Annotated in this window: 11 protein-coding genes; 6 read left to right on the top strand and 5 right to left on the bottom strand. The window is 64.6% G+C overall.

Features of this window, described 5'->3' with window-relative positions; all coding sequences use genetic code 11:
- Positions 1-38 precede the first annotated feature (38 nt).
- Together B3361_RS17355 and B3361_RS17360 are read right to left on the bottom strand one after the other, a co-directional pair.
- A complete protein-coding gene (locus B3361_RS17355; protein ID WP_029885149.1) occupies positions 39-677 on the bottom strand; it encodes a response regulator in 639 nt (212 codons plus the stop codon).
- Positions 677-1,951 (bottom strand): sensor histidine kinase, encoded by a 1,275-nt coding sequence (locus B3361_RS17360; protein ID WP_029885150.1) that lies wholly within the window; start codon positions 1,949-1,951, stop codon positions 677-679. The genes B3361_RS17355 and B3361_RS17360 overlap by 1 nt, the downstream gene beginning before the upstream one ends.
- A 150-nt stretch (positions 1,952-2,101) precedes the next feature.
- Here B3361_RS17360 and B3361_RS17365 point away from each other — a divergent pair, with 150 nt between their 5' ends.
- From B3361_RS17365 to B3361_RS17390, 6 genes are all read left to right on the top strand, one after another.
- Positions 2,102-3,295 (top strand): ABC transporter substrate-binding protein, encoded by a 1,194-nt coding sequence (locus B3361_RS17365; protein WP_054906183.1) that lies wholly within the window; start codon positions 2,102-2,104, stop codon positions 3,293-3,295.
- A 30-nt stretch (positions 3,296-3,325) separates the two neighbouring features.
- Positions 3,326-4,315, top strand: coding sequence for a YVTN family beta-propeller repeat protein (locus B3361_RS17370; RefSeq protein WP_054906184.1), 990 nt, complete (start codon positions 3,326-3,328; stop codon positions 4,313-4,315).
- Entirely contained in the window at positions 4,312-5,052 is a 741-nt protein-coding gene (locus B3361_RS17375; protein WP_286920290.1) for an ABC transporter ATP-binding protein, read from the top strand. The genes B3361_RS17370 and B3361_RS17375 overlap by 4 nt, the downstream gene beginning before the upstream one ends.
- Entirely contained in the window at positions 5,049-5,840 is a 792-nt protein-coding gene (locus tag B3361_RS17380) for an ABC transporter permease (RefSeq protein ID WP_054906186.1), read from the top strand. Before B3361_RS17375 ends, B3361_RS17380 begins: the two co-directional genes overlap by 4 nt.
- 140 nt (positions 5,841-5,980) lie before the next feature.
- On the top strand, positions 5,981-6,541 hold the full coding sequence (locus B3361_RS17385) for a PQQ-dependent catabolism-associated CXXCW motif protein (protein WP_047149590.1): 561 nt from the start codon (positions 5,981-5,983) through the stop codon (positions 6,539-6,541).
- A gap of 58 nt (positions 6,542-6,599) precedes the next feature.
- Positions 6,600-7,265, top strand: a complete 666-nt coding sequence (locus B3361_RS17390; protein WP_009681769.1) for a response regulator transcription factor — start codon at positions 6,600-6,602, stop codon at positions 7,263-7,265.
- 52 nt (positions 7,266-7,317) lie between these two features.
- On the opposite strand, the gene B3361_RS17395 is transcribed toward B3361_RS17390, so the two are convergent.
- From B3361_RS17395 to B3361_RS17405, 3 genes are all read right to left on the bottom strand, one after another.
- Entirely contained in the window at positions 7,318-9,213 is a 1,896-nt protein-coding gene (locus B3361_RS17395) for a PAS domain-containing hybrid sensor histidine kinase/response regulator (RefSeq protein WP_286920292.1), read from the bottom strand.
- On the bottom strand, positions 9,182-10,345 hold the full coding sequence (gene nosP / locus B3361_RS17400) for a nitric oxide-sensing protein NosP (RefSeq protein ID WP_286920293.1): 1,164 nt from the start codon (positions 10,343-10,345) through the stop codon (positions 9,182-9,184). The genes B3361_RS17395 and nosP overlap by 32 nt, the downstream gene beginning before the upstream one ends.
- Positions 10,346-10,483: 138 nt before the next feature.
- Positions 10,484-11,671 (bottom strand): porin, encoded by a 1,188-nt coding sequence (locus B3361_RS17405; protein WP_029885155.1) that lies wholly within the window; start codon positions 11,669-11,671, stop codon positions 10,484-10,486.
- Positions 11,672-11,990 lie beyond the last annotated feature (319 nt).

Genomic DNA, 11,990 nt, shown 5'->3' on the forward strand with positions numbered 1-11,990 from the left:
AAGGCCGCTCCTACAGGCAGCCCATCGCGACACAGGGCCTACCCCGCTACCCGCACCAGCCCCAGGTCAATCCCCAGGTGCACCAGCTCGGCATGCGAGCTGACCTGCAGCTTGCTCTTGAGCAAGGTCAAATGGTTGGACACGGTCTTGGCACTGATGCACAACTGCTCGGCAATCAGCCGCGCCGGGGTGCCCTTGGCAAGCATGACGAAAATCTCCAGCTCGCGCTGGGTCATGCGCTGCAGGCGCGGGTCGCTTTCATTGTGCGGGGTGGTGCAGGCCAATTGCGTAGCCAGCGGCTGTTCAATGTAGGCATGCCCGGCCAATACACGCTGCACCGCCTCGATCAGCACCTCGGGCGCCGAATTCTTGGTCAGGTAGCCCGACGCCCCGGCTTCCAGCGCCTGCCGCACCAGGGGCAACTCGTCGTGCATGCTGAAGAACAGCACCCGCAGCTGGGGCAGGCGCTGACGCAGCCGGCGGGTGGCTTCCAGGCCGCTGATGCCCGGCAGGCCGAAGTCCATGACCACCAGGTTGGGCACCTGCTCGTGCACCAGGGCCAGCGCCTCTTCGCCACTGGCCGCTTCGCGCACCTGGATGTCTGGCAATACCGCCCGCAGCAGGCTGGCATAGCCTTGGCGGACCACAGCATGGTCGTCGACCAGTACGATATTCATCACACCTCCTTGGGGATGTTCAGCGCCAACGCCCAACCGCCACCCGGGCGGCTGAAAATGCGTAATTCACCCCCCAGGCTGCGCGCGCGTTCGGCCATCGAGTGCAAGCCAACCCCGGGCCGGCGCGGTTGGCGCGCGCCGCACCCATTGTCGCGCACGAACAAGCGCAACCCCTTGGCGCTGCGCTGCAGGCGCACCCGCACCTGGCTGGCGCCGGCATGCCGGGCGACATTGGTCAACGCCTCCTGCAGCAGCCGGTACAAGTGCGTCCTGCTCGGCGCGGGCAAGTCTGGCAAATGCTCGCCAACCCGCAGCCGGCAATCGATGCCCTGCCTGGCCTGCCACTGGCTCACCAGCAGGCCAATGGCCTGCGCCAGCGGCATGTGTTGCAGCGCCACCGGATACAGGTCTTGTACCAGGGCACGAAACCCTTGCTGCAAATGTTCGCAATTCAGTTCCAGTTGCTGTGTGGTCTGCTTGACCACAGCGGGCTGGTCGGCCGCCATGCGCAGCAGGCAGCCCTGGGCGCGGATACCGGCCAGGTATTGCCCAAGGTCATCGTGCAGAGCCTGCGCCAGCCGGGTACGCTCCTGCTCCTGCACCGCCAGCAGGGCCTGGGTCAGCTGCGTATTGTCGGCCCGGGCCTGCTCCAGGTTCGCCACCATCGCGTTGAAGTGCGCAGCCAACTGGCGTGCCTCCGGCAGGTTGGCCTCGCGCAAACGCACGGCCAGGTGCCCCGCCGACACCTGCCGCAGCGCCCCCAGCAATTCAGCCAGCAGCCCCATCGCCCGCCCGACCGCCCAACGGATGGTCACCAGGCTCAATACCAGCGCCAGGCCGCACAAGCTCAGCAATTGCACCAGCGACTCCCAGACTTCGTCGATTTCATCGCGGGCATCCACGGCAATCAGCACCCGCCGGCCATCGCTCAGTGTCAGTAAACGGCCACCTGGGTGGTGTTGACCGAACAGCTGGCGGCCCAGCCAGGCATCCACACCGGCATCCCCCGGCAACAGGGCGGCATCGCCAGCTGCCAGCCAATGCACCCGTACATGGCGCAGGTTCTGGGTCAGGCCCGGCTGCAAACTGGCCGGGTCACGCTCGGCAGTCTCGGCAAGGTAGGTCACCACGGCTTCGGCAGACTGCAGCTCACGCTCCACGTCGGCCACAGCCTGGTGCAGCAGCACCCCGGCACAGGCCACCGTCACCAGGGCGAAGCAGCCGGTGACCCAAAGGTTGATGCGCCACAGCGCAGACAAGTTGAACAGGCGCATGGGAGCTCTCTTCAGGGGTGCCGAGGCCCATCGTAAAACCGTAGGTGGCGCGGGAAATTACTACCTTGGTACCGGCCGAGCGCTACTTTCTGCATATTTCCCGTGCCCGGCGGGGTTCCTATGCTGGCGCCATCTGCCGTGGAGTGTGTCATGCGCCAGCCTGCCCACCTTGCCTTGTTCTGCCTGCTGGCCCTGATCGCCGTGTTGTCCGCGCCCCATGCGTCGGCCGCTGCGGGCCAGGCCGACGCCCTATTGCACGTGGGCATCGGCTATTTGGGCTACCGGCCCGACCCGGGCCCGCTGCTGTCCAATATCATCCCCGAACCGGCCGACGCTGGCCTGCAAGGCGCCGAGCTGGCGATCGTCGACAGCAACAGCACCGGGCGTTTTCTCAAGCAACAGTTCCAGCTGACCCGCGCCAACGTGGACAGCCCCGAGGCGCTGTTGCAGGCGGCCCAAGCACAACACGAGCAAGGCCTGCGCCTGTTCGTGGTCAACGCCCCGGCCACCAGCCTGCGCGCGCTGGCCGCGGCGCTGCCCGACAGCCTGCTGTTCAATGCCGGCAGCCCCGACGACAGCCTGCGCAGCAGCCAGTGCCTGGGTAACGTGCTGCACAGCCTGCCGGGCCGGGCAATGCTCGCCGATGCGCTGGTGCAGTTCCTGGTGCTGCGCAAATGGCAACGCGCGCTGCTGGTGGTCGGCCAGACCGCAGATGACCAGGCCTACGCCGCCGCCCTGCGCCGCTCGGCGAAACGCTTCGGCGTGCAGCTGGTCGCGGAAAAAGCCTGGACCTTCGACAACGACCAGCGCCGCAGCGCCCAGGCCGACATGCCGCTGTTCACGCAAACCGCCGAATACGACGTGGTGCTGGTGGCCGACGAACGCGGTGACTTTGGCGAATACCTGCCCTACCAGACCTGGTACCCGCGGCCAGTGGCGGGCACCCAGGGGTTGACCCCCACCGGTTGGCACAAGACCGTGGAAACCTTCGGCGCGGCGCAACTGCAAAAACGTTTCGAGGCCCAGGCCGGGCGCTGGATGAACGACCGTGACTTCGCCGCCTGGATGGCCGTGCGCAGCATTGCCAGCGCGGTCAGCAAACTGCGCCAGGCCGACCCACGGGCGCTGCAACAGCTGCTGCTCAGCGAGCAACTGCCCCTGGACGGTTTCAAGGGCCGCAAGCTCAGCTACCGGCCCTGGAACGGCGAGCTGCGCCAACCGATTGCGCTGGTGCAGCCTCGCGCACTGGTCAGCACATCGCCACAAGATGGCTTCCTGCACCCCTTCAACGAAATGGACAGCCTGGGCTACGACAAGCCCGAAGTGACCTGCACGTACCCCTGAGCCGACAACCACAACAATAAGGAATACGCCATGCACCGCCCTCTGCTTTCCCGCGCCCTGCTCTACCTCAGCTTGCTGACGGGCGCCCTGGCGCTGGCCTGCGGGCATGCGCTGGCCGCCACTGCCTGGGTGTCCAACGAAAAGGACAACAGCCTCAGCCTGATCGACCTGCAGACCCTGGAGGTCACCGAAACCGTTGCGGTCGGCCAACGCCCTCGGGGGCTGCTGCTGTCGCATGACAACAAGCTGCTGTACATCTGCGCCAGCGATTCCGACCGGGTACAGGTGATGGACGTGGCCACCCGCAAGATCATCAAGGAACTGCCCTCTGGCAAGGACCCCGAGCAGTTCGCCCTGCACCCCAACGACCGCTGGCTGTACGTTTCCAACGAAGACGATGCGCTGGTGACCGTGATCGACACCGTGACCGACCAGGTACTGGGGCAGATCGATGTCGGTATCGAACCTGAAGGCATGGCCGTCAGCCCCGATGGCAAATGGGCGGTCAATACCAGCGAAACCACCAACATGTTGCACTGGATCGACACCAGCACCCAGACCCTGGCCGACAGCACCCTGGTCGACCAGCGCCCGCGCTTCGTCGAATTCAGCCAGGACGGTTCCAGGCTGTGGGCCTCGGCGGAAATCGGCGGCACGGTGACTGTCCTTGACGTTGCCACGCGCCAGGTGCTGAAAACCCTGAACTTCCAGATCAAGGGCGTGCACCCGGACAAGGTCCAGCCGGTGGGAATCAAGCTCAGCGCGGACGGCAAGTATGCCTTCGTCGCCCTGGGCCCGGCCAACCATGTGGCGGTGATCGATGCCAAGACCTACGAGGTGCTCGATTACCTGCTGGTCGGGCGGCGGGTCTGGCAGTTGGCGTTCTCCCCCGACCAGCGCCGCTTGCTGGCCACCAACGGGGTCAGCGGCGATGTATCGGTAATCGATACGCAGGACCTCAAGGTGCTCAAATCGGTGAAAGTCGGGCGCTACCCTTGGGGCGTGGTGGTCACCCCATGAACGCCCTCGAGGTGGCCGATGTGAGCTTCGCCTACGGCCAGCGCGAGGCGCTGCGGCAGGTCGGTTTCAGCCTGGCACCGGGCCGTTTTGCCGCGTTGCTGGGCCCCAATGGCGCCGGCAAGTCGACCCTGATCGCCCTGCTGACCCGCCTGTACGACCTGCAGCACGGCGATATCCGGGTGTGCGGCTGCTCGTTGCGCGACACCCCGCGCCCGGCGCTGCGGCAGATGGGCGTGGTGTTCCAGCAGAGCACCCTGGACCTGGACCTGAGCGTGGAGCAGAACCTGCGCTACCACGCCGCCCTGCATGGCCTGTCACGGCGCCACGGCAACCAGCGGGTAGAGGCCGAGCTGACGCACCAGGGCCTGGGCGAGCGCCGCCACCACAGCGTGCGCGAGCTGAATATCGGCCACCGCCGGCGGGTGGAAATCGCCCGTGCGCTGCTGCACGAGCCACGCCTGCTGCTGCTGGACGAGGCCAGCGTCGGCCTCGACCCGGCCAGCCGCCTGGCACTCAACCAGCACGTGCGGCAGCTGTGCCGCCAGCAGCAGTTGAGTGTGCTGTGGACCACCCACCTGCTGGACGAAGTGCAGCCTAGCGACGACCTGCTGATTCTCCATCAAGGGCGCCTGGTGGCCAGCGGTACCGCCGATGCCCTGAGCCTGCAGCACGGCGGCGACCTGGACCATGCCTTTGCCCACCTGACCCGGCAGCCTTCAGGAGCCCACACCCGATGAACGCCTACTGGCAGTGTTTCAACGGCATCATGCTGCGCGAATGGCTGCGCTTCGTATTGCAGCGCACGCGCCTGCTCAGTGCCCTGGTGCGCCCGTTGCTGTGGTTGCTGGTGTTCGCCGCCGGCTTTCGGGCAGCGCTGGGCATCGCCATCATCGAGCCGTACGACACCTACATCCCCTACGAGGTGTACATCATCCCGGGGCTGGCCTGCATGATCCTGCTGTTCAACGGCATGCAAGGGTCCTTGTCGATGGTCTATGACCGGGAAATGGGCAGCATGCGCGTGCTGCTGACCAGCCCCCTGCCGCGGCCGTTCCTGTTGGCCAGCAAGTTGCTGGCGACCTCGCTCATTTCCCTGCTGCAGGTGTACGCGTTCCTCGCCATTGCCTGGGTGTACGGTGTGCAACCGCCGGCGGTGGGGTTGCTGCTGGCACTGCCGGCGCTGCTGCTGGTGGCGTTCATGCTCAGTGCCCTGGGGCTGCTGCTGTCGAACGCCATCCGCCAGCTGGAGAACTTTGCCGGGGTGATGAATTTCGTGATCTTCCCACTGTTTTTCCTGTCTTCGGCGCTGTACCCACTGTGGAAGATGCGCGAAGCCAGCGAGTGGCTGTACTGGCTGTGCGCGGTGAACCCGTTCACCCATGCCGTGGAGCTGGTGCGGTTTGCCTTGTACCAGCGCCTGAACCTGTTGGCGCTGGCGGTGTGCTTGGGCTTGACGGTGCTGTTCACGCTGCTGGCGATTGCCACCTTCAACCCCCAGCACGCAGCGTTGCGCAAGCCGCGATGATCCTGTGGCCTGGCGCGGCCCAGGCTGACGGGCGGCGCTAAGCCATCTACTACTTTAGTACTGCATTTACTGTCTATCGTCGCATTCACAAAGCACCGCTACTGGCATGTAATGGGTCCATAACAAAAAGGAAGAACCCCATGCCATGTGCCCTGCCCCGGCTGCCACGCCCCTTGCTGGCGGCACTTTCAATGAGCCTGACGCTGGGCACCGCCCAGGCCGACACGGCGCCGCTGTTCTCTGCCGACGGTTACCGCATCACCCTTTACCGCAGCCCGACCCCAGCGCAGGTCGACGGCGGCCAGGTGGTAGACACCGCCACATTGCAACGCCTGCTCAGCCAGCAGCCGCGGCCGGTACTGATCGACGTGTACCGCCGCCAGTGGCTGCAGGGCCGCTTCATCGAAGACGAGCCGCACGCCAACCTTCCCGGCAGCCTGTGGCTGGCCAACACCGGCGATGGCGAGCTGAGCCCGGCCTGGCAGGCGTACTTTGCGCACAACCTGCAAAGCGCCACCGCCGGGCACCCCGACCAGCCTGTGGTGTTCTACTGCCGCGCCGATTGCTGGCTGAGCTGGAACGCGGTAAAACGCGCTAAAGCCCTGGGTTACCACAACCTGTACTGGTACCGCGACGGCGTTGACGCGTGGCAGCAGGCCAACCTGCCGCTGCAGCCGGCGCAACCGGTGCCTTTGCCCTGATCTGTTCAACTGCCACTGCGTGCCCTGCTCCATCCAATAAAAACAAGGTGAAAAGGCCATGTACAAAATTCTGATTGCCGACGATCACCCCCTGTTTCGCGAAGCCATCCACAACGTCATCAGCGATGGGTTCCAAGGCAGCGAGGTCATGGAAACCGCCGACCTGGACAGCGCCCTGGCGCTGACCCAGGCGCATGACGACCTCGACCTGATCCTGCTCGACCTGAACATGCCCGGCATGCACGGCCTCAACGGCCTGATCACCCTGCGCAACGAAGCACCGACCACGCCGGTGGTGATCGTGTCGGCCGAACAGGAGAAACAGATCGTGCTGCAGGCCATCACCTACGGCGCGGTGGGTTTCATCACCAAGTCCTCGCCGCGCGCACAGATGATCGAGGCGATCGAGCAGATCCTCAACGGTAATGTCTACCTGCCGCCCGACATCATCCGCGCGCAGAAAAGCAGCACCGGCCGGCGCCAGAACGATGCGCCGAGCTTCCCGCCGGAAATGCTCCAGGCCTTGACCCGCAAGCAGTTGCTGGTACTGGAACGCATGACCAAGGGGGAATCGAACAAGCAGATTGCCTACACCCTGGATATCGCCGAGACCACGGTCAAGGCGCATGTGTCGGCGATCTTGCGCAAGCTCAATGTGCACAACCGCGTGCAGGCCATTCTCAGTGCGGGCGATATCGACTTCGCCGACTACCTGCGGCGCTGACCGTCTCCAGCTTCATGGGGGCCGCGTTGCAGCCCCCATAGCACACCCGGCCCTAGCCTTGGGTGGCCAGCAAATGGCTCATTGCAGTCTTCAATTTCAACGGCCGCACCGGCTTGTGCATCAGGGTATGGCCCAGCTCACGGATCTGCTGCTTGAGGTCGTTGCTGTAGTTGGCCGTGATCATCAGCGCCGGTAGCGGCTGGGTGCGGCGGGCATTGATCCGCGCCACCGCGTCGAGGCCGTTGCAGTCATTGTCCAGGTGGTAGTCGGCAATCAGCAGGTTGGCCTCGGCGTGGTAATTGTCCACCTGGCGCGCCAGGTCTTCCTCCGACAGCGCGGTAATCACCTTGCACCCCCAGCCTTCGAGCAGCGTGCGCATGCCGGCACAAATGGCCGCATCGTTGTCCAGCACCCAGACTTGCGCCCCACGCAGGCGTTCGAACATCGGCTCGCACACGGCCTGGCTCGGCTGCGCCTTGGGCGCAACGGTGCTCAACGGGACCTCGACGGCAAACACCGATCCCTTACCCAGCCATGACCGCACGCGGATGCGATGGCCCAGGATACCGGCGATCTTCTCCACGATCGCCAGGCCCAGGCCCAGCCCGCGATCCTGCTCGGGGCGCTGCACATCACCGCGCCGGAACTCCTGGAACATTTCCTCCAGGTGTTCTTCGGCGATGCCGATGCCGCTGTCCCACACCTCGATCCGCAAGCCGCCACGCAGGCGCCGGCAACCCAGCACCACCCGCCCGCTGCGGGTGTAACGGATGGCATTGCTGAGCAGGTTGCGCAGAATGCGCGCCAACAGCTGGATATCACTGCGCACCACCGCCGAACACCCCACGAAATGCAGGGCCAGGCCCTCGCTACGCGCGACCTGGGCATATTCGGCCGCCAGGTTGTCCAGCAGCTCGCTGAGCGCGAAAGGCGCGATATCGGCCTTGATCACGCCCGCATCAAGTTTGGAAATGTCGACCAGGGTGCCCAGCAGGCTCTCCACATCCTCCAGCGAGTTGCTGACATTGCGGACCAACTGGGCACTTTGCTGCGGTTCGCGGCTTTCCAGCAACGCGCTGGTGAACAGCCGCGCCGCATTCAGCGGTTGCAGCAAATCATGGCTGACCGCAGCCAGAAACTTGGTTTTCGACAGGTTGGCCTGTTCGGCCTCGCGCTTGGCTTCGCGCAGCCGCGCTTGCGCCTGGCTGCGCTCTTCGATTTCCCGCAGCAACTGGTCGTTGAGGCTGGTCAGCTCCGCCGTGCGCTCACGCACCCGCTGCTCCAGGTGCTGATAGGCCTGGTGCAATGCCTGCGCGGTATTGCGCCGCTCGGTGATATCGCGGATCAACACGAAGATACCCACCACCTCGCCGCTGGCCAGGCGGTTGGGGACATAGGAGCGCAGCATGTAGCGCTCCTGGCCCTTGATGTTGGTTTCGGCAAACTCGAAGGTCACGCTCTCGCCCGCCAATGCCCGCGTCACATAGGCCTCGAGGCGTTGGTAGTGCTGTTCGCTGTGGGCCTCGCGCAGGCTTTGCCCCAGCATCACGCCACGCGGCCAGCAGTACCATTCCTCATACACCTTGTTGGTGAATTCATAGACCAGGTCGGCATTGAGGTAGGCGATCAACGCCGGAACGTTGTCGGTGATCAGGCGAATCTGGTGCTGGTGCGCGGTCTCGGCCCGCTGCCGGGCCTCGCTGAGCAGGTGGTTCACCGCCTTCAACTCGGCCATGGCCTGGCTCAGCGCATCGGTGCGCTCGCGCACCTGCTCGGCCAGCACCACCGAATGCTGAAACGCCGCGTACGGGTCGTTGCCGCGGGTGACCCCGGACTCGACACGTTCGATCAGCGCACCATTGATGCGCTGCAGCTTATGGTTCTGCTGCTGCAGCCGGGCCACCTCGGCCTGCAGGTCAGCGACCGACAGGAGGCCGGTTGCGGGCAATGGCGACGCCGGTGAAGGTCTGGTTGATATGCATGCCATTGAACTGTTCTCCGTAGGTGTTGAACCCGATCACCCGTTGCTCGCGCAGAAACGTCCCCACCAGTTCCAGGCTGTGTTGCCCCTCCAGTTCCAGACGCCGCAGGAAGCAGTCGCAACCGATGGTCAACAACAGCGGGCCCAGGCGCTGGTGCAGGCCGTCGAACAGCTCATGCAGGTTCGGCAGCAACGGCCCTGGGGTCATGGCCGTGAGCACGATGCCGTTCTCCACAGCACAGTAGAAACTCAGGCTCAAGTCATCGTGCACACGCTGGACGGCGCGCATGTAGTACTGGTCGTGAATGCGCACGGCCAACGGGTGCGCGGCGAACACCCGGTAATCGAGCGCCGCCACCGGCACACCGATGAGCCGGGCATATTCCTCGGCAGCGGGTTCGGCATTCAGCTCGAATACCCGGCGCTGGCCGCTGTCGGCGCCAGTGACCACCAGTTTTTCCTGGCGCGGCTGGATGTGATGGGTGGTGAACACTTCGAAGTCGAGCCAGGTGTTGACCAGCACCACCACCGCTGCGCCGCTGTGGAAGGCGCCGCCGTGGTAGACATGCGTGCGGTTGAGGTAGTTGTCGTCGCCGGCCGAACCGCCGAAGTGCGGGATGTCGCCCAACGCCGCGCTAAGGGCAGCGAGGACCATTTCCTCCCGGCTGGACAGCCCATCGAGCAGGGTCAGGGCAAAGCTGTGGCCCTTGATCGGCGCCAACGAATTGCTGCGGCAGGTGCCGACCAGGCGCTCGACCATCTGTTGCGCATCGATGAGGCTGAAGTGCTCCATTTCGTCGATCAGCCCGGTGGCGATGGAAAAGTGCCGGTGATCGAAGCCCAGCGCGGTCACGCAGTTGCGGCCGTACCCCTGCGGGGTGATTTCGCCGGCACTGGTGCAGCCCACCAGGCGGATGCCGCCAAACCCCTGTTCCAACGCCTGGGCCAGTTCCTGCAGGTTGTATTCGGCAGAACAGAAAAACAGCACCAGGCCCAGGTGGGGGTGCAGGAGCTGTCGCGCCAGGTCCTGGGCGGCCAACCGGGCATCGGTGGCCTGGGACATGGCGCTGAGCACACCGTCGTTGAGGGCCTGTTGCATCAAAGTCTCCGGCGCAGGGCGGCTGAAGGTGCAGTGTACGAAGCCGGGTACGTGGGGCGAATGCTACTTGGGTAGCGGGTGGGCGGTTCCAAGGGTGTAAGTGCCAGCTTCACCTGCGCCTGCCTTGCCGCCCCGTGCTTACCAGGTCAGCACCGCGCCCACAGCCAAGGTATCGGTGTCTTCATTCTGCGCACTGCCCTCATGCCCATCGATGGAGAACTGGTTGTACTCGGCCACCAGCTTGAGGTTGTCGTTGACGTCATGGAACAACGCCACCCCACGGGTCTTGTAGTCGGCACCGCTGCCCACCGCACCGTTGCCATCGTCCTTGGTCTTGCCATACGACAGCGCCACGCGGTTTTTGCCGAACTTGTAGGAGCCTTGTAACAGGTAGCCGTCGCTGTCCACATTACGCAACACCGGCTCGCCCGCGTTATTGGTGAAGAACGGGTTGATGCCCTTGGCCTGGAACCCAGAGCCGGTCAATGACCAGCCGCCCAGCTTCGCCTGCACCCCATAGCCAACCCCCTTGGAGGTGACGGACTGGACCGTCGAGTCGGTGTTGTCCGAGGTCTGGTAGCTACCGTTGACCCAGCTGTAGATCTGCGCCCCCGCCAGGTCGAACTGGTAGGTGATTTCGCTCTCTGTGCGTGGGTTTTCCTGGTAGGCCTTGCCGGTCGGGCTGCTGTCGTTGGTATCCACGGGGTCCATGATGCCGACCGCCACGCGCAGGCCGTCCATCACCGGCGTGCGGTAGGTGATCTGCGAGGTGGGAAACGGATAGGGGTAACCGCTGCCGATGTTGCCGAACGACACCCCGCCGCCATCCACCAGGCCCAGCGTGTCACTGACCTGGCCATAACCGGCCAGCAGCTCGTCCAACAGGATGTTGGAGCGCGCGAACAGGCCAAAGTCCTTGCCGATCAGCACTTCGCCCCACTCAGGGTTGGCCACCGTGCCGTAGAACTGGCGCACGTCGATGGCGGTATCGGTGCCGTTGGTTTCGCTGTCGTTGATGGTGACCCAGAACGACGCCCGCGCGCCGAGTTTCAGGTCGTCTACCTGCTTGCCCATGTTGAAACCGATGTAGTTGGGCAAAAAGCCCATCTTCACCCGCGACTGGCGCCGGTCGAACTGCTCGCCCTCGCGGTCGACCTTGCTGTTGACATAGAAGGCGTTGATGTAGCCATCGGTAGAGAATGTCGTCTGGTCCTTGTCGTACAGCATGATCTCGGCCTCGGCGGCACCGCTCAGGCCCAAGGCGGAAACACTGGCGAAGGCAGCAGCGAGAAAACGAGGCGGCAGGTGCTTTTTGTTGTTGTGCATGGCGCGCTCCAAACGGGGGACAGGATGTCGGAGGCGATTATCAGAAGCCGGCAGGCCACCCGGAACGCTGCTTTGGCGTGGGTTGGCGGGTGCTTTGGGGCGGAGGGTGAGGCGCGGTGATTTGGTCTTGGGACCTGCTGGGGTCGGGGTGGCAAGACTTAGGGTGTAGGCAGGCGTGGCAGGCGGGTATCAATACGCCTGAATGAACCGGGGCCGCCTTGCGGCCCATCGCCGGCAAGCCAGCTTGTATGTTTAGACTTGAAGGGAGGAGGAGGGACAAAGCCATCTTCAGACTGTTAGCGCAGTACAGACCGTGGGA

This window comes from Pseudomonas sp. UBA6699 (assembly GCF_002454615.1).
In the GTDB taxonomy this organism is placed as follows: Bacteria; Pseudomonadota; Gammaproteobacteria; order Pseudomonadales; family Pseudomonadaceae; genus Aquipseudomonas; species Aquipseudomonas juntendi.

Bases quoted from the DNA above. Each gene is read 5' to 3' on its own strand.
- B3361_RS17375 (WP_286920290.1), top strand. From the start codon at position 4,312: ATGAACGCCCTCGAGGTGGCCGATGTGAGCTTCGCCTACGGCCAGCGC.
- B3361_RS17370 (WP_054906184.1), top strand. From the start codon at position 3,326: ATGCACCGCCCTCTGCTTTCCCGCGCCCTGCTCTACCTCAGCTTGCTG.
- B3361_RS17405 (WP_029885155.1), bottom strand. From the start codon at position 11,671: ATGCACAACAACAAAAAGCACCTGCCGCCTCGTTTTCTCGCTGCTGCC.
- B3361_RS17390 (WP_009681769.1), top strand. From the start codon at position 6,600: ATGTACAAAATTCTGATTGCCGACGATCACCCCCTGTTTCGCGAAGCC.
- B3361_RS17380 (WP_054906186.1), top strand. From the start codon at position 5,049: ATGAACGCCTACTGGCAGTGTTTCAACGGCATCATGCTGCGCGAATGG.
- B3361_RS17355 (WP_029885149.1), bottom strand. From the start codon at position 677: ATGAATATCGTACTGGTCGACGACCATGCTGTGGTCCGCCAAGGCTAT.
- B3361_RS17365 (WP_054906183.1), top strand. From the start codon at position 2,102: ATGCGCCAGCCTGCCCACCTTGCCTTGTTCTGCCTGCTGGCCCTGATC.
- B3361_RS17385 (WP_047149590.1), top strand. From the start codon at position 5,981: ATGCCATGTGCCCTGCCCCGGCTGCCACGCCCCTTGCTGGCGGCACTT.
- B3361_RS17360 (WP_029885150.1), bottom strand. From the start codon at position 1,951: ATGCGCCTGTTCAACTTGTCTGCGCTGTGGCGCATCAACCTTTGGGTC.
- nosP (WP_286920293.1), bottom strand. From the start codon at position 10,345: ATGCAACAGGCCCTCAACGACGGTGTGCTCAGCGCCATGTCCCAGGCC.